Below are 18,081 nucleotides of genomic sequence, written 5' to 3'. Positions count from 1 at the left end.
CTCGGCTTTTCGAACAACCCGTGGAGTGATGGCATGGCGGACGTAAACAAGGTCGTTCTGGCTTATTCGGGCGGCCTGGACACTTCGGTGATCCTGAAGTGGCTGCAGGATACTTATAACTGTGAAGTCGTAACCTTTACCGCTGACCTGGGTCAGGGCGAAGAGGTTGAGCCTGCACGTGCCAAGGCGCAAGCCATGGGCGTCAAGGAAATCTACATCGACGACCTGCGCGAAGAGTTTGTCCGCGATTTCGTATTCCCAATGTTCCGCGCCAACACTGTTTACGAAGGCGAGTACCTGCTGGGTACCTCCATTGCGCGTCCGCTGATCGCCAAGCGTCTGATCGAAATCGCCAACGAAACCGGTGCTGATGCTATTTCTCATGGCGCAACCGGCAAAGGTAACGATCAGGTTCGTTTCGAGCTGGGTGCATACGCACTGAAGCCGGGCGTAAAAGTGATTGCTCCTTGGCGTGAGTGGGATCTGCTGTCGCGTGAAAAACTGATGGATTACGCAGAAAAGCACGCGATCCCGATCGAGCGTCACGGCAAGAAAAAATCCCCGTATTCGATGGATGCCAACTTGCTGCACATCTCTTACGAGGGCGGTGTACTGGAAGACACCTGGACCGAGCACGAAGAAGACATGTGGCGTTGGACCAAGTCGCCAGAAAACGCGCCGGATACCCCGACTTATCTGGAACTGACCTACCGCAATGGCGATATCGTTGCGCTGGACGGTGTTGAAATGACACCTGCGACCGTTCTGGCCACGCTGAACCGCATCGGTGGCGAAAACGGTATCGGTCGTCTCGACATCGTTGAGAACCGTTATGTCGGCATGAAGTCCCGCGGTTGCTACGAAACCCCGGGCGGCACCATCATGTTGCGTGCGCACCGCGCCATTGAATCGATCACTCTGGACCGCGAAGTCGCTCACCTGAAAGACGAGTTGATGCCCAAGTACGCCAGCCTGATCTACACCGGCTACTGGTGGAGCCCTGAGCGTTTGATGTTGCAACAAATGATCGACGCTTCTCAGGTGAACGTTAACGGCGTGGTACGTCTGAAATTGTACAAAGGCAATGTGATTGTTACCGGCCGCAAGTCTGACGATTCGCTGTTTGATGCCAATATCGCAACGTTCGAAGAAGATGGCGGCGCTTACAATCAGGCCGACGCTGCTGGCTTCATCAAGTTGAATGCCTTGCGTATGCGTATTGCTGCTAACCGGGGTCGCAAGTTGTTCTAATTGCACCTGGTATCAAAAAAACCCGGCCATTGGTCGGGTTTTTTTATGCTTGCGAATCATCATTAAAGGTGGGTTATTCGTCTTGTCAGCTTAATGTATTGAGCTGTCGGGTTTGCGTGTTGTAAGTAATGACCATGGCATCACCTAAATGCGAAGAGATGTTTGTATCTAGCTCGAGTCGCTGTTGGTGACTCCATTGACTCGTCAATGAGCTACTGGTTAACAGGAGTAAAATATCGTTCTTATGCAGGCACTCTTTTTTTGGATGTGCCATTTCGTAGTAAGTCTGCAGGATGTCTCCCAAGGTATGGTCGTTGTTCAATTTTAAAAAAGGGTGGCTGAAATCGATCAGATACAGACTGCTTGGGTCTCCTTCACCCTGCGGTAATTGTTGTTCCTCATGAACTGAATTAGGTTTTTTACGTGTAGCCTTTTCTAAAGTTGAGTCGTAGTCCCTGTGCCCTTGTGGCAGAAAGATAAAGTTTTTAGGGCTGTAGGAAATGAATTTTATCCCCGGTTTGGAGAGAAGTGGCGCTGCCTGGCATGCAGGTGAGCCGGTGGCTTCAGCGGGTCTTGCGCGCGTGATACGGTCCTCAGACTCGGCCGGCTCTGGTGTTGCGCGCGCGTTCACCTTGGGATAGTCCATGGGGGTGTAGAGGGTTTTATTATTGAAATTAAGAGTCAAAAAAAACAATGTGATCAGAATTGAAGGGAAAACAATTAAGAACCAAACATAAATTTTTTGATTTTCCCTGTCGATATACGGCAATGAAACCGCTGCGGAAGCTTCGGTTAACATTGAGAAAATAGCAATGACAGTGAGCGGGTTGTTTACCCGTATTTTGCTTTTTATCATGATGTGGCCTGCGGAAAAATTCTGGTTGGAGTAGATGATATTAGAAGTGGTTAAGTATTAATGTCGCTTTTGTAACGGGTTTTAACAGTTGTCGCAGTAATAGCCTGTAGGTGCGAATTTGAATCAGGGGTTTGCGACAGCGGGTTTCTTAAATTTAGTCGTGGCTTTATGAAACTGCAAATCAAAAGTCTTTTGTATTTATTATTTCTATAGGACGTCCTCTGGTCGAGGAATTGGTTTTCTTTTTTGTAGGATAACTCCGGGTTAATAGGTGATTTGCGCCAGTAGAACTGGGATGTCGGTAGTTTTTATGTGAGATGCAGTATGGAGGAAATAAGTAACATTTTAGTTTTTCGTTGGATTACTTTTAAGTCAGGATCGAGGTACCGGTTTGAAAGGGCTTGAGGGGTATGTTTTTCGATCGTATTTTAAGGGCTTTCCGAATGCCTTGTAGTCCTCTTCTTTAAGTTTGAAATGGTAATATTTTTTTCTAAAAAAAGAGTAGATTTTAACTGGATTGGTTTTTTCAAAGAGGAAGGGGGGAGGTACTGTTTATCTATATGAGTTCAAGGTAGAAATTGCGCGGGTGCTTAAGGGGGATGTTTTTGTTTGGTTGGGTTGAGCCGGTCTTTCTATTGGAGTACGGTTAAATACAGCGGATGAATAATTAAATAGAGGATTAAACATGGTGTATTTGAATTCGGGCGGTTTTAAGTCGTGTCAGCTGTTTTTGGTTTTTACCTGCGAAGCTGCTGCGTTTGAAGGGAAATCGGCTCGGTTGCTGTTTGAATGAGTTGGTAATAAAGGAGGGTGAGCGCCAAGGTTTGGTAGTGCTAGGGTCAGGCCAATTTTTGGTATTCAGGATGTAAGCCAACGTATTTTTTTAAGCGTGATCAAGGATGTTGCCGATAGTCATTAGAACTGAACGCTTAATATAAAGATCGGCCTGTATGATTTCCTCCTGTGTCGCTTAAATGAGGGGAAGGGTGGGAGTGCGATTTTTATGAGTGATTTATTCGTAGGGCAAATCTTTATTGTGCGTAGGAAATGTCTTTGGTTGTTGGTGCTTGGGGGGGGGCACTATGCCCAGGGTGTTGTGACTAGGCTATTGTGCTGACTCTAAAATTCGAACAGCGAAAAAATTGGAATTACCCATGAATAAAGTGCTGATCGTGGATGATCATCCTGTCATTCGTCTTGCTGTGCGTATGCTCATGGAACGACATGGCTACGAAGTTATCGCAGAGACGGATAATGGAGTGGATGCTTTGCAAATGGCGCGTGAGTACGCGCCGGATATTGTAATTCTGGATATTGGTATTCCCAAACTCGACGGGCTTGAAGTTATTGCGCGACTTTCAACACCCGCGATTCCTATAAAGGTGCTAGTGCTGACTTCGCAAGCTCCCGGTCATTTTTCAATGCGTTGCATGCAGGCCGGAGCGGCAGGTTATGTATGCAAGCAGCAGGATTTAACCGAGCTTTTAAGTGCCATCAAGGCTGTGCTTTCCGGTTACAGTTATTTTCCTAACCAAGCGTTGCATTCAGTGCGCTCAAGCTTGGGGAATGCCAGTGAAGCCGATATGGTGAACCGCCTCTCTGGTCGAGAAATGATGGTATTGCAGCAGTTGGCGCGAGGTAAGAGTAATAAGGAAATAGCGGATGGCATGTTTCTGAGCAACAAAACAGTCAGTACCTACAAAACGCGTCTACTGCTCAAGCTCAATGCTCGCTCACTGGTTGATCTTATTGAGCTGGCACAGCGAAATGGCTTGGTGTGAGTGGCAGGGGTGAGGAGCGGCTTGCTCCACAACCCCCTTAACACCAAAAGCCTCCGGGCAGGAGGTTTTTGGTGTTAAGCGCTGACGATTACAAGTCGTAGGGGTAGTCTTCGAGCTCTTTCTGGAGTCTTTTTTCAGCCAGCAAGGCGTCTATCGTGCGGCGTTTAGCCAAGTTGGTTTTAGCGACTTCGACTGGGCGCTCTGTCAATTCAGCGTCGTCCGGGTCGGTCGTTGGAAAATCCTCTACTTCCAGTTGTTCTTTGCCAGTGCTCATTCAGTTCACTCCAGGCTAAGACATTCAATGGCGCCCCTTATAGCGATAAACGCTTTACGGGTAAAAAAGTTTTTCTCAATCGATCCGCCCATAAAACCTCTATCGCTCAATCGTCGGAGGTTTTTTCCTTGAAATCGCACAAGTCTTCAATGCGGCAACTCCCGCAGCGTGGCTTGCGTGCCTGGCAAACGTAGCGACCATGCAAGATGAGCCAGTGATGGGCATCGAGCAGGTACGGCTTAGGCACGAATTTGATCAATTGCTGTTCAACCTCGACCACATTTTTGCCTGGCGCTATTCCGGTTCGGTTACTGACCCTGAAGATATGGGTATCTACGGCCATGGTCAGTTGCCTGAAAGCGGTGTTGAGCACCACATTGGCTGTTTTTCGTCCTACGCCTGGAAGTGCTTCAAGCGCCTCCCGCGTTTGGGGTATCTCACTGGCATGTCGCTCGATGAGCAAGCGGCACGTTTCAATCACGTTTTTGGCCTTGCTGTTGTACAGGCCAATGGTCTTGATGTATTGCGACAAGCCTTCCACCCCCAAAGCGTAGATGGCTTCTGGGGTATTGGCGACCGGGAACAATTTTGCCATGGCCTTGTTCACGCTGACGTCAGTGGCCTGCGCCGACAGAATGACTGCTATCAGCAGTTCGAAAGGCGATGTGTAGGCCAGTTCAGTTTTTGGCTCTGGATTGTCTTCGTGAAACCGACGGAAGATTTCAAGGCGCTTTGCGGCATTCATGGGTAAAAACTTTTCCTGGAGAGCAGTCCGTTAATCGAAGAGAAACGTATCTCGTGACGGCAAGCTATCAGCTTTTGGTTGGGGCTAAAGCGTCGAGTGTCTGTTCTGCTCGTAGCACGGCGTCATTCAAAAGTGCGAGTTCAGCGCTGGTGTGTGCCTGCGTCTGCGCCTTTTTAAGTGCTGCCCGGTGCATGGCCAACTGAATTTTTGCCCGCTTGAGATCTGCAATCCCGCTGCTGGGTGCAGGCACCGTCATCACCGGGGCGGCCTCCAGTTGCGCCAGGGCTTTTTCGGCAGACTCAAATTGTGCTTGCAGGGCAACCAGTTGTGCCTGCTGCGGGGCCGTCGGCGGGTGACCAAAGGCTTTGAGCGATTTATGCAGTTGGGCGCGAGCCATGGCCAGGGTGACCTTGGCTTTTTTAAGCGCTGCATCGCTGAGCAAGGAGGGCTCTGTCTGTGATGGCTCAAGCGCCAGGGCGTCAGCAGGCGCCACAGGTGCTCGTTGAGCCCGCGCCAGGCGTTCTGCCTGACGTTGCTGTTCATCGCGTCGTAGACGTTCGTCACGTCGCTCGTAACGGCTACGGGCGTGGTTGCGCTTTTCAGTACGTGCATTGAGCTGCTCTTGCGCCTGTGCAAGCCCGCCGACAATGGGGATCACATTGGCGGGTAGCGGTCGCATTTCGATGCAGTCGACAGGGCAGGGCGCGACGCATAGGTCACAGCCGGTGCATTCATCGACAATCACTGTGTGCATGAGCTTGGCGGCGCCCAATATGGCGTCTACCGGGCAGGCCTGAATACACTTGGTACAACCAATGCATTCAGCTTCACGAATAAAGGCCACCTGGGGTGGTGCCACGCCTCGCTCCGTGTCCAGGGCTATAACGGGAATGCTCAGCAGGTTGGCCAGCGCAGCGATGGTTTCAGTCCCGCCGGGGGGGCATTTGTTAATGGCTTCGCCCTGGCTGATGCCTTCTGCGTAGGGTTTGCAGCCAGGATGCCCGCATTTTCCGCATTGGGTTTGCGGTAATAAGGCGTCAATACGTTGAATCAGGCTCATGGTGTGATCAGTCCAGCGACAGCGAGCCGCACCCGGGCGACAGTCATCCTGCGCAGTGAGTAATGAGTGCGAGGCGGTTAAACGAACGGCGCTGATTATCCGACATGGCGGGAGGGGAGGCTACAACGAACATCTGCCAGCGACGTGCAGGCCGCTGGCAGATGAGGAGGGCGTGTTACTTGATGCGTTGACCAGGCTTGGCGCCGCTGTCCGGGCTTAGCAGGTAAATTTCTTCACCGCCAGGGCCCGCCGCCATGACCATGCCTTCAGAAACCCCAAAGCGCATTTTGCGGGGTTTAAGGTTGGCGATCATCATGGTCAAGCGACCTTCCAGCTCAGCTGGGTTCGGGTAGGCGCTTTTGATGCCCGAGAACACGTTGCGCTGTTCGTCGCCGATATCCAGGGTCAGACGCAGCAGCTTGTCAGCCCCTTCGACAGCCTCGGCCTTGAGGATCAAGGCGACGCGCAGGTCGACAGCGGCAAACGCGTCAAACTCGATTTCGGCTGCCAAAGGCTCTTTGGTCAGCTCGCCATTGCCTTTTGGCGCAGCAGTACCGGTATCGGTCTGGCTGGCGATCAGGTCTTCTTTGGACGCGTTTACCATAGCTTCCACGTGCGCCGGATCGATACGCGTCATCAGCGGTTTGAAGGCATTGAGCTGATGGTTGGCGAGCAAGGTGCTGTGGTCGTCCCAGGTCAAAGGAGACACATTCAGGAACGCTTCGGCATCGGCTGCCAACTGCGGCAATACTGGCTTGAGGAAGATGATCAACTGGCGGAACAAGTTGACGCCCAAGGCGCACACGGCCTGGACTTCGTCTTGCTTGCCTTCCTGCTTGGCCATGGCCCAAGGCGCCTTTTCGGCGATCCAGGCGTTGGCGCGGTCGGCCAGCGCCATGATTTCACGCATGGCGCGCGCGAAGTCACGGGCTTCGTAAGCATCGGCAATGCTTGGTGCTGCAGCCAAGAAGGCTTCGGTCAGCTCAGGCGCTGCGTTGCTTTCAACCATCACGCCGGCATTGCCTTTGTGGATGAAGCCTGCGCAACGGCTGGCAATGTTGACCACTTTGCCGATCAGGTCAGAGTTGACCTTTTGCACGAAGTCTTCGAGGTTCAAGTCCAGGTCATCGACGCCACGGCCCAATTTGGCCGCGTAGTAGTAGCGCAGGTATTCCGGCGACAGGTGATCAAGGTAGGTACGCGCCTTGATGAACGTGCCACGGGACTTGGACATTTTTTGACCGTTAACGGTCAAGTAGCCGTGAACGTTGATCGCGGTAGGCTTGCGATAGCCTGCGCCTTCGAGCATGGCTGGCCAGAACAGGGCGTGGAAGTTCACGATGTCCTTGCCGATGAAGTGGTAAAGCTCGGCGCTGGAGTCTTTGTTCCAGTACGCGTCGAAGTCCAGTTCAGGGCGGCGTTCGCACAGGTTCTTGAAGCTGGCCATGTAGCCGATCGGCGCGTCCAGCCAGACGTAGAAGTACTTGCCTGGCTCGCCCGGGATTTCGAAACCGAAATACGGCGCATCGCGGGAGATGTCCCACTCTTGCAGGCCGCTATCCAGCCATTCGGCGATTTTGTTTGCGACCGCATCTTGCAGTGCGCCGCTTCGTGTCCAGCTTTTGAGCATGGCTTCGAAGTCGGGCAGCTTGAAGAAGAAGTGCTGGGAATCCTTAAGAACCGGTGTGGCACCGGAAATCGCCGACTTCGGATTTTTCAGGTCCGTCGGAGCGTAAGTTGCGCCGCATTTTTCGCAGTTATCGCCGTACTGATCATCAGTGCCGCATTTAGGGCAGGTGCCCTTGATGAAGCGGTCGGCCAGGAACATTTTCTTTTCCGGGTCGAAGTACTGAGTAATCGAGCGCGTGGCGATGTGGCCGGCTTCGCGCAGCTTGATGTAAATCGCACTCGACAGCTCACGGTTTTCTTCGGCGTGAGTCGAGTGATAGTTATCGAACTCCACGAGGAATTCGGAAAAGTCGGCGCAGTGTTCGGCCTGCACGTTGGCGATCAGTTGCTCAGGTGTGATGCCTTCTTTTTCGGCACGCAACATGATGGCCGAGCCGTGGGCGTCGTCTGCGCAGACATACGTGCATTGGTTGCCGCGTTGCTTTTGATAGCGCACCCACATATCGGTCTGGATGTACTCAAGCATATGGCCAAGGTGAATTGAACCATTGGCATAGGGCAGGGCGCTGGTGACGAGGATCTTGCGTGGCTCGGACATGGGGCTCGGCTACTTGATGAGACGGTGGTCGGCCACTATAAAGCGCCGGGCAATATATTTCACCCCGTGGGCGGCTATCTGATGCTTTCTGATGTTTTTGACCGGTTCAAAAGCCTGCGCCAGGTGATTTATTACAGGTACGATAGCCACCTGTTTCACTCAGCCTTTTTCGGGAGTTGCCCATGAGCGCAGTCAATCGCGCAGCGGTGGAGGCCGTCCTTCGCCAATACACCGACCCATATTTGAACCAGGATCCGGTCAGCGCCGGGTGTGTACGTCACATTGAAGTCCAAGGCGAGCATGTCAATGTTCAGCTCGAACTGGGTTATGCCGCCGGCCTGTTCAAGAATGGCTGGGCGCAAATGCTGCAAATGGCCATCAGCAATCTGGAGGGAGTGTCCTCGGCCAAGGTTGAGATCAATTGCGTGATTGCCCCGCACAAGGCGCAGGCGCAAATCCCGGGGCTGGCCAATGTGAAAAACATTGTGGCCGTTGCCTCGGGCAAAGGCGGCGTGGGTAAATCCACCACGGCCGCCAACCTGGCGCTGGCGCTGGCGCGTGAAGGTGCGCGAGTGGGGATCTTAGACGCTGATATTTATGGCCCTAGCCAGGGCGTGATGTTCGGTATCGCTGAAGGTACCCGCCCGAAAATCCGTGATCAGAAATGGTTTGTGCCGATTGAGGCGCATGGCGTTGAGGTCATGTCGATGGCATTTCTGACTGACGACAACACGCCGATGGTCTGGCGCGGCCCCATGGTGTCGGGCGCCCTGTTGCAGTTGGTGACCCAAACCGCCTGGAATGACCTGGATTATCTGGTGATCGACATGCCGCCCGGCACGGGCGATATCCAGCTGACCCTGGCGCAGAAAGTCCCGGTGGCGGGTTCTGTGATTGTGACGACGCCGCAAGACCTGGCCTTGCTCGACGCGCGCAAGGGTGTCGAAATGTTCCGCAAGGTGAACATTCCGGTACTGGGCGTTGTAGAGAACATGGCTGTGCACATTTGCTCGAACTGCGGTCACGCAGAACATTTGTTCGGTGAAGGCGGTGGCGAGAAACTGGCGACCCAATACGAAGTGGAAGTTCTGGCCTCGTTGCCGCTGGCGATGGAAATCCGCGAGCAGGCCGATAACGGCAAGCCGACCGCGATTGCCGACCCGAATAGCCCGATTGCCTTGATCTACCAAGAGCTGGCCCGTCACGTCGGGGCGCGGATTGTTCTGAGCGAAGCCGCCACCCAGGCCATGCCGACCATTACCACCAGCGACGACTGATACCCCGTAACCCCCTGTAGGAGCGAGCTTGCCTCGCGATCTTTTTAAAAGACCAAAAGATCGCGAGGCAAGCTCGCTCCTACAAGGTCTTTAAACGACAGGCATAAAAAAACCCCGCTTTTAAGGGCGGGGTTTTTTACTGGATCAGTACAAGTTAGATAACTTGAACTTCCTCAGCTTGCATGCCTTTCTGACCGCGAGTAGCGATGAAAGAAACCTGTTGGCCTTCTTTCAGGCTCTTGAAGCCGTCGGATTGGATTGCTTTGAAGTGAACAAACAGGTCGTCACCGGATTGTGGAGTGATGAAGCCGAAGCCTTTTTCATCGTTGAACCACTTAACGGTACCAGTTTGGCGATTAGACATGGTGTAACTCCTTGAACAAAGATAACTGCGACGCAGGAAGAGCCCTGGCCGAGACTGAGTGCAAAGAGCAGGAAAAATTCTTGGAGATGGTTGGATCGAAATTCAACATATCGTGTAGAGATTCTCAGTGACACAAGCAGCACAGTGGCGCCACCTTACCCCTTTTTCCGGAACGTGCAAAGGGTCTTTGCGAAGGTTTCTCGAAAAACGTGACTGATGGTTGCCCGTACAGCCTGTATTCAGTGCGCCTACAGCTATTTTCAAGAATTTCCCCCCAGCCTTTGAACCGAAACCCCGGCCCCGGTAAGATGCCGAACAGAATTTTTCCACCTCGCTATTCAGGACACCCCCGCCATGAGCATCAAATCAGACAAGTGGATTCGCCGCATGGCGCAAGAGCACGGCATGATCGAACCTTTCGTTGAGCGTCAGGTACGCGGCGAAGGGGCTGATCGTCTGATTTCTTACGGCGTGTCGAGCTACGGTTATGACGTGCGCTGTGCCAATGAATTCAAGGTGTTCACCAACATCAATTCGGCCACCGTTGATCCGAAAAACTTCGATGAAGGCAGCTTTGTCGATGTCACCAGCGATGTGTGCATCATCCCGCCCAACTCCTTCGCCCTGGCGCGCACCGTTGAATATTTCCGTATTCCACGCAACGTGCTGACCATCTGCCTGGGTAAAAGCACCTACGCGCGTTGCGGCATCATCGTTAACGTGACGCCGCTTGAGCCAGAGTGGGAAGGCCACGTGACGCTGGAGTTCTCGAACACCACCACACTGCCTGCCAAAATCTATGCAAACGAAGGTGTGGCGCAGATGCTGTTCTTCGAATCCGATGAAGAATGTGAAGTGTCGTACAAGGATCGTGGCGGCAAGTACCAGGGCCAGCGTGGTGTGACTTTGCCACGTACCTGACGAACAGCAGGAATTTCTGAGCGAAAAAGCACTCTATTGTCTGTATTCCGGTTTCGCACCTCAGCGAACCGGACATCGCTCAGGAGTGCCCCATGAAGATCGATCCGAGTATCCGCGCCAAACTGGCAAACCTTGAGCCCAATCAGGTTGGATTATTGGCCTGGTCGCTACTCGCGTATCCCCAGTTGCATGCAGGTGGCATTCCCGGCCAGCCTGACCCAGACACCCCGCAACCCACCGAACCTGGCGTGCCCACACTGCCGGATGAAGCTCCGCCTGCCCCAGTGGCGTGATCAACCGTCTGTAGCTGCTGCATTGCCAGCAGCTACACGAACAGGCGCTACTTCAAGTTGCCGCTCAAAAACTGGCGCAAACGCTCGCTTTGAGGGTTGTCCAGTACATCACTTGGCGGACCTTGTTCCTCAATCAACCCCTGGTGAAGGAACACCACTTGACTCGCCACTTTGCGGGCGAAGTTCATTTCGTGGGTGACCATGATCATGGTCCGGCCCTCTTCGGCCAGCCCCTGAATCACCCTCAAGACTTCACCCACCAGCTCCGGGTCCAGTGCCGAGGTTGGCTCATCGAACAGCATCACTTCGGGTTCCATCGCCAACGCCCTGGCAATGGCAACACGCTGCTGCTGGCCGCCGGAAAGGAAGGCCGGGTATTGATCAGCCACTCTGGAAGGCAAGCCGACTTTGTCCAGATAACGTCTTGCGCGCTCCTCGGCGTCTTTTTTACTGACCCCCAGCACCCGATGCGGTGCCAGGGTAATGTTTTCCAGCACCGTCATGTGGCTCCACAGGTTGAAGTGCTGAAACACCATGGCCAGCCGGGTACGCAGGCGTTGCAACTCAGCATCGTCAGCAACCCGCATGCCGTTTTTGTCGCTGATCATGCGAATCAACTTTCCATCAAGGCTGATGGCGCCATCGTTGGGTGTTTCGAGAAAGTTGATGCAGCGCAAAAAGGTGCTCTTGCCCGAGCCGCTGGCGCCAATCAGGCAAATTACGTCCCCGGTTTTCGCCTTGAGCGACACACCCTTGAGCACTTCATTGTCGCCATAACGTTTGTGCAAGCCGTCGACGCTGAGTTTGTACATGCACACCTCAAGCAGAGAGTAGGTAGCCGCTGCGATAGGCTTCACGCCCCGCGACATGGGCTATCACCATGCCTGCGGTGGCCATACGCCTTACCGAACGGGCGTAAACGAGGCCTTCGCGGGTGGTGTAAACCGGGGTGAGGCGGTCGCTGACAGGGTCGATAACGTCCGCCACCAATTGACCGGCGCTCAGGTAATCGCCGGGTTTGACGTGAAACACCAGCACGCCCCCGGCTGTTGAGGCGACGGGCTCGACGCCGGCCAGCGGGGTAGCGGGGTACAGTAGCTCAGGCAAACGGCTGGCCTGGCCTTCAATCGCGCCGAGCGTGATCAGGTAATCAATCAGCGCCTGGCAATCCTGCTCGGCGAGGGCGTGGCTGACGTCACCTTGGCCGCGCAACTCCACGGTCACCGAGAAACTGCCCTGTGGAATCTCAAAGCTGCCCTCAAAGCGCTGCTGCAACGTCCACCACAGCAGGGTGAAGCACTCATCAAACGACAAGCCGCCCGAGTCCGTTGCCAGCAGGCTGGCTTGGGCTCCAAGGTAGCGCGCCAACGGCTCAACCTGCGACCAGGCCTCAGGCGTGGTGTACAGGTGAGGCACGGCTTCAAAGTCGCAGTGCAGGTCCAGTACCACATCCGCATCGCACGCCAGGGTTTGCAAGGTCAGACGCTGAGATTGCAGCTGGGTTGCCGGCACCTGTGCGGCCAGCGCCTTGCGCAGGTGCTGGCGGATGATCTGCCGGTTTTGCTCAGGGTCTGGGGTCAGCAGCCCTTCGATTTCATCACCGATCTGCGTGCTCAAGTCCAGAAAGTTGCGGTTGAAGTTCTGCCCGCTTTCCAGCTCATAACGCCCCAGCGGGATGTCCATGACCACTTGTTCCAGCCCGATCGGGTTGGCCACGGGTACCACCACGATTTCACTGCGCAGGCGACCAGCGCTTTCGAGTTCGGCCAAGTGTTTTTTCAGGTGCCAGGCCACCAGCATGCCCGGCAGTTCATCGGCATGCAGTGAGGCTTGAATGTAGATCTTGCCCTGTGGCTTGGCCGGGCCGTAGTGGAAGCTGTGAATCTGCCTTTCGGTGCCTGGAACAGGGGCCAGCAAAGGATGGGTTTGATGTTGCGCCATGGTTGAGTCCTAGTGAGCAGGGCCGAGAAAAGCCAACCAGCGGCGTTCCGCCAGTCGAAACAAACCGACCAAAATAAAGGTCACGCACAAATAGATGATGGCGGCGATGCCGAACGACTGGAAGGTCAAAAAGGTCGCTGAGTTAGCGTCCCTTGCGACTTTCAACACGTCAGGGATCGTTGCGGTAAAGGCCACTGTGGTCGAATGCAGCATCAGGATCACCTCATTGCTGTAAAACGGCAACGAGCGACGTAAGGCCGAGGGCATGATGACGTAGGCATAAAGCTTCCAGCCACTGAGACCGTAGGCTTTGGCGGCTTCAATTTCGCCGTGGGCCATGCTGCGAATGGCGCCGGCAAAGATTTCCGTGGTGTAGGCGCAGGTGTTGAGGGCGAAGGCCAGCACCGTGCAGTTCATGGCATCACGGAAGAACTCATTGAGCAACGGTTGGGCGCGAACGGCAGCAATGCTGTAGATCCCGGTGTAGCAAATCAGCAACTGTATATACAGCGGGGTTCCGCGAAACACATAGGTGTAGAACTGCACGGGCCAACGGATCCAGCGTCTGGATGAAACCCTGGCGATAGACAGTGGTATGGACAGCACAAAGCCGATGATCAGCGCGGCGCTCAACAGCCACAGCGTCATTGCCAGCCCGGTAATGTGGTTACCGTCGCTGTACAGAAACGGCCGCCAGTACTCTTGCAACAACTCGATCATCGTACGGCCTCCCGGCAGCCCAGGGCATAACGGCGTTCCAGCCGCCGTAAAACCACATTCGAGGCGCTGGTGATTGCCAGATAGATGAGTGCGGCAATCACTAAAAAGTAAAACAGCTCATAGGTGCTTTTACCCGCATCCTGGGCTGCCTTGACCAGATCGGCCAAGCCAATGATTGACACCAGGGCTGTGGCCTTGAGCATCACCATCCAGTTATTGCCAATGCCTGGCAGGGCGAAGCGCATCATTTGCGGAAAGACCACAAAACGAAAGCGTTGCCAGCGTTTCAGGCCGTAGGCGGTGGCCGCTTCGACCTGGCCACGGGGCACCGAGAGGATCGCGCCCCTAAAGGTTTCGGTGAAATACGCGCCATAGATAAACCCCAGCGTGATTACGCCTGCGCTGAACGGATTGATCTCGATGTAATCCCAATCCATGGCATCTGTCAGGCTGGTCAGCCAGGTTTGCAGGCTATAAAAAATCAGCAGCATCAGTACCAGGTCCGGTACACCGCGAATCAGCGTGGTATAGAGCTGGGCCGGCAGACGCAACAGTCTCAGGCTGGAGAGTTTGGCGCTGGCGCCAAGCAGGCCGAGCAATACGCTCACGGCCAGCGACAGGACCGATAACTTGATGGTCATCCAGGTGCCTTCCAGCAGCAGAGGGCCGAACCCCTGCAAGCTGAGGGCAGACAATCCAAGGTTCTGCACGAGGTTTTCAAACATGACAGTCGAACCCAAGGCGTTGAAAAAGGCACCCATGCGCGCATGGGTGCCAGCGCGTTATTTGCCGCTGTACAGATTCAAGTCGCCGAAGTGCTTTTGCTGGATTTTGGTGTAGGTGCCATCGTCGTGTAACGCTTTGATACCTTTGTTCAGCAGGGTTTGTAGCGCTTGGTTACCTTTCTTGATACCCACCGCGGTTTTGGACGGTAGCAGAGGATCGTCAATGGCTGCGCTGATTTCGTAACCGGCACCTTGTGGCGATTTCAGAAAGCCCAGTTCAGCCTGCAGCAGGTCTTGCACCGAGGCGTCGAGACGGCCGGAAATCAGGTCGGCATAGACTTGGTCCTGGTTGGCATAGGCCTGAGTTTTGACTCCGGCTTTATCCAGCACCGCTTTGGCGTAGGCTTCCTGGATGGTGCCTTGTTCGTAGCCCACGGTTTTGCCTTTGAGCGAGGCGGTATCGGCGCTTAGCCCGGAGCCTTTTTTGTACACCAGCGATGTCGGGCCGGAGAACAGCTCGTTAGAGAAGTCGATGACTTTTTCGCGGGCGGGGGTCACGGTCATCGACGAGATAACACCGTCGAATTTGTTGGCTTTAAGCCCGGGCACCATGCCGTCGAAGTCGGATTCGACCCATTTGCACTTCACTTTCAGCTCGGCGCAAATGGCGTTGCCCAAGTCGATATCAAAACCCACCAGGCTGCCGTCAGCGGCCTTGGACTCAAAGGGTGCATAAGACGGGTCAACGCCGAAGCGCAGCTCTTTGTACTCTTTGGCCAGAACAGAACCCGCAGCTATGCATAAAGTCAGTGCAGAAAGGGCCAGAAATGCTTTTTTCATTGTTCAATCCCTAATAACCGGTTGCTGGAGCGTAACGACGTCATAGACGAAGCAATAACCGAACCACATGGGGTTGAGGGGGCGTTTAAAGCCGGGAAGGGAGTAAAAAGCGGCGGATGTGCGCTACAAAAGAGCGCTGAAAAAGGCGTGATCCAAAACAGTGCGCTGTTCAATGATGCCCCTGTGGGAGCGGGCTTGCTCGCGATGTGGCAACACGGTGTGTCAGTGACACCTTGTTGATTCAATCGCGAGCAAGCCCGCTCCCACAGAGATGCTTATTTGCCGGGCACCAAGGTGAGGCGGGTTTTACCGTACACGCTGTCAAAGTTCTGCGGCTGCATCGGGAAGCGCATGTATTGCCCCTTCAGCCATGGATCAATGCCGTCTGCGTAATGCGGGCTCGCCGGGTTGCTGGATTGCCCGGTACTGTTCTGGCCCATCATCGGTTCGCTTTGGCCGAAGTCGACGATCATGCGCATGGCCGGAATCACGGTGGTTGCAAAGCTGTCGCTGCCAATGCTGTAGGCCGCCGTGTTCAGGGTGGTGTGATCGCCGCCCGCGGCAATGGGCCCGCGCACGGTTTGGCCGTTGCTGTTGCGCCACAGGTAATGGTGCAGTTTGCCCCACTGCCATGCGCGGTGGTCGCTGCCCATCAGGCTGTCGCCCGTGGTAATGGGGGCTGCCAGGCTACGGGCCAGAATGGCCGGTTTGTCTTCTTTTTGCGGGGTGCGGGTGTCGTCCCAGAACGGGCTGTCTTCACGCCCCAGCAAGTGATCGCTGAGCGCCGAGTACGACAAGGTGCTGTTGGCAATAAAAGCCTTCCAGGTGGCGCTGGACTCCGGGCCCAGTTTGTCGAGGAAGATTTGCCGGGTGCTTGCCTGCAAGAACAACTCGTACAGCGCCGCATCAGCCGAGGTCGGGCTGAGCTTGCCATCAAAGGCCATCAATCGGCTCAAGGCTTCGTTGGCCTTGGCCTGATCGGCAGCAGGCAAGGCGGCGATGGCTTGTTTCAGCGGTTGAGCCATGCCCGGAGCGCTAAACATGGCCTTGAGTTTGGCGGCAAACAAGGTGGTCTGGTCGTACTGCATGGCGATCATGCTGCGGGCATCCTGTTTGCCGTTGCCTGCCAATTGGGCCAGGCGCTCGCTGCGCTCAGGCGATAACCACGAATTGGACAGTTGCATGCCGTAGCCGTAAGCGGCCGTGCGCTGGTTTGCCGTGCCCAACCAGCCCTGCGCCGGGTCTTGATCGTAAGGGTGGAGCATGGCGTCAGCGTAACCGTCCCAGTCATAACGGCTGTCCCAGCCCGGTGACGGGTACAGGCCCACGCCATCGCGGCGGTTAGGGTACAGGCCGGTGACCTGCCAACCGATATGGCTGGCATCGGCGTACAGCAGGTTCAGCGCAATCGCACGGATCTCGCGACTGGCGTCTGACGCGCTTTCACTGTTTTGCGCGCGGGACAGGTCGAAGAACGCATCCAGGGTTTTGTCGCCCTTGAAGTCCGGGGTTTGCAGGGCCAGCCCCAGGCTGCTGTTCAGCGCCGTGGTTGTGCCAATCACACTGTTCAGCAGTGGGCCGTGGCGTGTTTCGTAAATGACTTCGCGAATCGGGCGCTGACCTTTGACAAAAAAGGTTTCGTTGCGCACCGACGCGGGTAGCCATTTACCATCGGCCAAGTAATACAGGCTGTTGCCCTGGCGCTTGAGTTTTTCCAGGAACACATCCTGGTTGTCGCCCATAGCCATGCTCATGCCCCACGCGACCTTACCGTTGAAACCGGCCAGCAATGTCGGCAAACCCGCAATCGAGGCGCCCGCCGCCTGGTATTTAGGCGCGCGAATCTGCACGTAGCTCCATGCCGACGGAACGCCGATGGGCTGATGAATATCGTTGGCCAGCAGGCTTTTGCCACTGCGGCTGCGTTGTGGGCCAATGGCCCAGTCACTGGATGCCGTGACGCCTGGCAAATTGAGTGCGGTCACGCGCTCAAGCGCTTGAGTCACGCCGGTCAACCCTGGCAATTGGCTGGCCAGATTCAGGCCGTTGAGTTTTTCGGCTTCAGCGGTAGGCAATTGTTCATTGGGGTAGGTTGGCGTCAGCCACGCGAGATGGCCGGCCCCGACTTTTTGCGCCAGTACCAGTGTGTTGAGCTCTTCTTGCAGATTGACCGAGGTCGAGAAGTTCAACAGGCTGAAAATCAGGGCCGAGTCTTCGGGTTTCCAGTACTCCGCTTTGTAGCCCGCCTGGGCGAGGTCGGCAGGGAGCTTGTCGCGGTAGCGGAACAGATACGCGTTGACGCCGCGGGCATAGACCTCAAAGAACTTTTTGAGGCGTGGCGAGGAGCTTTTGTACAGCTCGTCAGCGGTCTTTTTCAGATTGATGCTGCGCATTAAACGGTCGCTGTCCAGCGCATCGGGGCCGTCCAACTCGGCCAAGCGGCCTTGGGCCAGCAAGCGCAGGCGCACCATCTGGCTGATCCGGTCACCGGCGTGGACATAGCCCAAGGTGAACAGCGCATCATGGAAACTGCTGCTTTCGATCAGCGGGATGCCTTGGCTGTTGCGTCGCACCGAGACGTTTTGCGCCAAACCTTTTAGCGGCTGCATACCGGAAGCCGGCAGCAGGCTCTCGCCGGACAGTGAGTTAAGTTGGCAACCGGACAAGCCCAGCAGGCTGACCATTGCCGCGGCAACGCCGAACCGGGGTAAAAAATGAGTAAGGGCTGGCGAGGCCATGGCAAAGCTCCTGCGGGGGGAATGTCATCGAAAGGCGCTACGTTAGTGAGGCCGATGACACTGCGCAA

Annotated in this window: 17 protein-coding genes; 5 read left to right on the top strand and 12 right to left on the bottom strand. The window is 55.1% G+C overall.

The features are described 5' to 3' along the window. Positions 1–33: 33 nt before the first annotated feature. Positions 34–1,251: an argininosuccinate synthase gene (locus GHO25_RS03360; protein ID WP_048369425.1), complete on the top strand. Its 1,218-nt coding sequence runs from the start codon at positions 34–36 to the stop codon at positions 1,249–1,251. A gap of 85 nt (positions 1,252–1,336) precedes the next feature. Here GHO25_RS03360 and GHO25_RS03355 read toward each other — a convergent pair whose 3' ends face one another. Beyond that, positions 1,337–2,107 (bottom strand): hypothetical protein, encoded by a 771-nt coding sequence (locus GHO25_RS03355; protein ID WP_153389892.1) that lies wholly within the window; start codon positions 2,105–2,107, stop codon positions 1,337–1,339. Between the two features lie 1,154 nt (positions 2,108–3,261). On the opposite strand from GHO25_RS03355, the gene GHO25_RS03350 reads away from it, so the two are divergent. Continuing rightward, positions 3,262–3,888: a response regulator transcription factor gene (locus GHO25_RS03350; protein ID WP_123751901.1), complete on the top strand. Its 627-nt coding sequence runs from the start codon at positions 3,262–3,264 to the stop codon at positions 3,886–3,888. Positions 3,889–3,976: 88 nt separating this feature from the next. On the opposite strand, the gene GHO25_RS03345 is transcribed toward GHO25_RS03350, so the two are convergent. From GHO25_RS03345 to metG, 4 genes are all read right to left on the bottom strand, one after another. Continuing rightward, positions 3,977–4,162, bottom strand: coding sequence for a PA3496 family putative envelope integrity protein (locus GHO25_RS03345; RefSeq protein WP_048369427.1), 186 nt, complete (start codon positions 4,160–4,162; stop codon positions 3,977–3,979). Between the two features lie 106 nt (positions 4,163–4,268). After that, positions 4,269–4,907 (bottom strand): endonuclease III, encoded by a 639-nt coding sequence (gene nth, locus GHO25_RS03340; protein ID WP_153327201.1) that lies wholly within the window; start codon positions 4,905–4,907, stop codon positions 4,269–4,271. Between the two features lie 67 nt (positions 4,908–4,974). Next, on the bottom strand, positions 4,975–6,063 hold the full coding sequence (gene rsxB, locus GHO25_RS03335) for an electron transport complex subunit RsxB (protein WP_178109969.1): 1,089 nt from the start codon (positions 6,061–6,063) through the stop codon (positions 4,975–4,977). A gap of 79 nt (positions 6,064–6,142) precedes the next feature. After that, positions 6,143–8,194: a methionine--tRNA ligase gene (gene metG, locus GHO25_RS03330; RefSeq protein ID WP_153389890.1), complete on the bottom strand. Its 2,052-nt coding sequence runs from the start codon at positions 8,192–8,194 to the stop codon at positions 6,143–6,145. Positions 8,195–8,376: 182 nt separating this feature from the next. Between metG and apbC the strand changes: the two genes are divergently transcribed. After that, on the top strand, positions 8,377–9,471 hold the full coding sequence (gene apbC / locus GHO25_RS03325; RefSeq protein ID WP_153389889.1) for an iron-sulfur cluster carrier protein ApbC: 1,095 nt from the start codon (positions 8,377–8,379) through the stop codon (positions 9,469–9,471). Positions 9,472–9,625: 154 nt separating this feature from the next. Here the strand turns inward: apbC and GHO25_RS03320 are convergent, their stop codons facing one another. After that, entirely contained in the window at positions 9,626–9,835 is a 210-nt protein-coding gene (locus GHO25_RS03320; protein ID WP_002554837.1) for a cold-shock protein, read from the bottom strand. Positions 9,836–10,189: 354 nt separating this feature from the next. On the opposite strand from GHO25_RS03320, the gene dcd reads away from it, so the two are divergent. Both dcd and GHO25_RS03310 read left to right on the top strand, forming a co-directional pair. Continuing rightward, entirely contained in the window at positions 10,190–10,756 is a 567-nt protein-coding gene (dcd, locus tag GHO25_RS03315; RefSeq protein WP_019411020.1) for a dCTP deaminase, read from the top strand. A gap of 92 nt (positions 10,757–10,848) precedes the next feature. Continuing rightward, positions 10,849–11,049 carry a hypothetical protein gene (locus tag GHO25_RS03310; RefSeq protein ID WP_048369432.1) on the top strand — a complete coding sequence of 67 codons (201 nt, stop codon included), beginning with the start codon at positions 10,849–10,851 and terminating at the stop codon, positions 11,047–11,049. A gap of 47 nt (positions 11,050–11,096) precedes the next feature. Here the strand turns inward: GHO25_RS03310 and GHO25_RS03305 are convergent, their stop codons facing one another. From GHO25_RS03305 to GHO25_RS03280, 6 genes are all read right to left on the bottom strand, one after another. Continuing rightward, the gene (locus GHO25_RS03305) at positions 11,097–11,861 is read right to left on the bottom strand and encodes an ABC transporter ATP-binding protein (protein ID WP_123751907.1); all 765 of its coding nucleotides are present in this window, start codon (positions 11,859–11,861) and stop codon (positions 11,097–11,099) included. A 7-nt stretch (positions 11,862–11,868) separates the two neighbouring features. Continuing rightward, on the bottom strand, positions 11,869–12,990 hold the full coding sequence (locus GHO25_RS03300; RefSeq protein WP_123751908.1) for a succinylglutamate desuccinylase/aspartoacylase family protein: 1,122 nt from the start codon (positions 12,988–12,990) through the stop codon (positions 11,869–11,871). Between the two features lie 9 nt (positions 12,991–12,999). Next, positions 13,000–13,710 carry an ABC transporter permease gene (locus GHO25_RS03295; RefSeq protein WP_123751909.1) on the bottom strand — a complete coding sequence of 237 codons (711 nt, stop codon included), beginning with the start codon at positions 13,708–13,710 and terminating at the stop codon, positions 13,000–13,002. Further along, positions 13,707–14,435 carry an ABC transporter permease gene (locus GHO25_RS03290; protein ID WP_123751964.1) on the bottom strand — a complete coding sequence of 243 codons (729 nt, stop codon included), beginning with the start codon at positions 14,433–14,435 and terminating at the stop codon, positions 13,707–13,709. Before GHO25_RS03290 ends, GHO25_RS03295 begins: the two co-directional genes overlap by 4 nt. A 57-nt stretch (positions 14,436–14,492) precedes the next feature. Further along, a complete protein-coding gene (locus GHO25_RS03285) occupies positions 14,493–15,275 on the bottom strand; it encodes a transporter substrate-binding domain-containing protein (RefSeq protein WP_153389888.1) in 783 nt (260 codons plus the stop codon). Positions 15,276–15,550: 275 nt separating this feature from the next. Continuing rightward, positions 15,551–18,013 carry a penicillin acylase family protein gene (locus GHO25_RS03280; protein WP_153389887.1) on the bottom strand — a complete coding sequence of 821 codons (2,463 nt, stop codon included), beginning with the start codon at positions 18,011–18,013 and terminating at the stop codon, positions 15,551–15,553. Positions 18,014–18,081 lie beyond the last annotated feature (68 nt).

Source organism: Pseudomonas sp. FSL R10-1350, from assembly GCF_009600525.1.
In the GTDB taxonomy this organism is placed as follows: Bacteria; Pseudomonadota; Gammaproteobacteria; order Pseudomonadales; family Pseudomonadaceae; genus Aquipseudomonas; species Aquipseudomonas helleri.
The sequence above is the reverse complement of the archived record's forward strand: the minus strand, read 5'-3'. Positions and strand labels throughout refer to the sequence as shown.

Bases quoted from the DNA above. Each gene is read 5' to 3' on its own strand.
- GHO25_RS03360 (WP_048369425.1), top strand. From the start codon at position 34: ATGGCGGACGTAAACAAGGTCGTTCTGGCTTATTCGGGCGGCCTGGAC.
- GHO25_RS03355 (WP_153389892.1), bottom strand. From the start codon at position 2,107: ATGATAAAAAGCAAAATACGGGTAAACAACCCGCTCACTGTCATTGCT.
- GHO25_RS03350 (WP_123751901.1), top strand. From the start codon at position 3,262: ATGAATAAAGTGCTGATCGTGGATGATCATCCTGTCATTCGTCTTGCT.
- GHO25_RS03345 (WP_048369427.1), bottom strand. From the start codon at position 4,162: ATGAGCACTGGCAAAGAACAACTGGAAGTAGAGGATTTTCCAACGACC.
- nth (WP_153327201.1), bottom strand. From the start codon at position 4,907: ATGAATGCCGCAAAGCGCCTTGAAATCTTCCGTCGGTTTCACGAAGAC.
- metG (WP_153389890.1), bottom strand. From the start codon at position 8,194: ATGTCCGAGCCACGCAAGATCCTCGTCACCAGCGCCCTGCCCTATGCC.
- apbC (WP_153389889.1), top strand. From the start codon at position 8,377: ATGAGCGCAGTCAATCGCGCAGCGGTGGAGGCCGTCCTTCGCCAATAC.
- GHO25_RS03320 (WP_002554837.1), bottom strand. From the start codon at position 9,835: ATGTCTAATCGCCAAACTGGTACCGTTAAGTGGTTCAACGATGAAAAA.
- dcd (WP_019411020.1), top strand. From the start codon at position 10,190: ATGAGCATCAAATCAGACAAGTGGATTCGCCGCATGGCGCAAGAGCAC.
- GHO25_RS03310 (WP_048369432.1), top strand. From the start codon at position 10,849: ATGAAGATCGATCCGAGTATCCGCGCCAAACTGGCAAACCTTGAGCCC.
- GHO25_RS03305 (WP_123751907.1), bottom strand. From the start codon at position 11,861: ATGTACAAACTCAGCGTCGACGGCTTGCACAAACGTTATGGCGACAAT.
- GHO25_RS03300 (WP_123751908.1), bottom strand. From the start codon at position 12,990: ATGGCGCAACATCAAACCCATCCTTTGCTGGCCCCTGTTCCAGGCACC.
- GHO25_RS03295 (WP_123751909.1), bottom strand. From the start codon at position 13,710: ATGATCGAGTTGTTGCAAGAGTACTGGCGGCCGTTTCTGTACAGCGAC.
- GHO25_RS03290 (WP_123751964.1), bottom strand. From the start codon at position 14,435: ATGTTTGAAAACCTCGTGCAGAACCTTGGATTGTCTGCCCTCAGCTTG.
- GHO25_RS03285 (WP_153389888.1), bottom strand. From the start codon at position 15,275: ATGAAAAAAGCATTTCTGGCCCTTTCTGCACTGACTTTATGCATAGCT.
- GHO25_RS03280 (WP_153389887.1), bottom strand. From the start codon at position 18,013: ATGGCCTCGCCAGCCCTTACTCATTTTTTACCCCGGTTCGGCGTTGCC.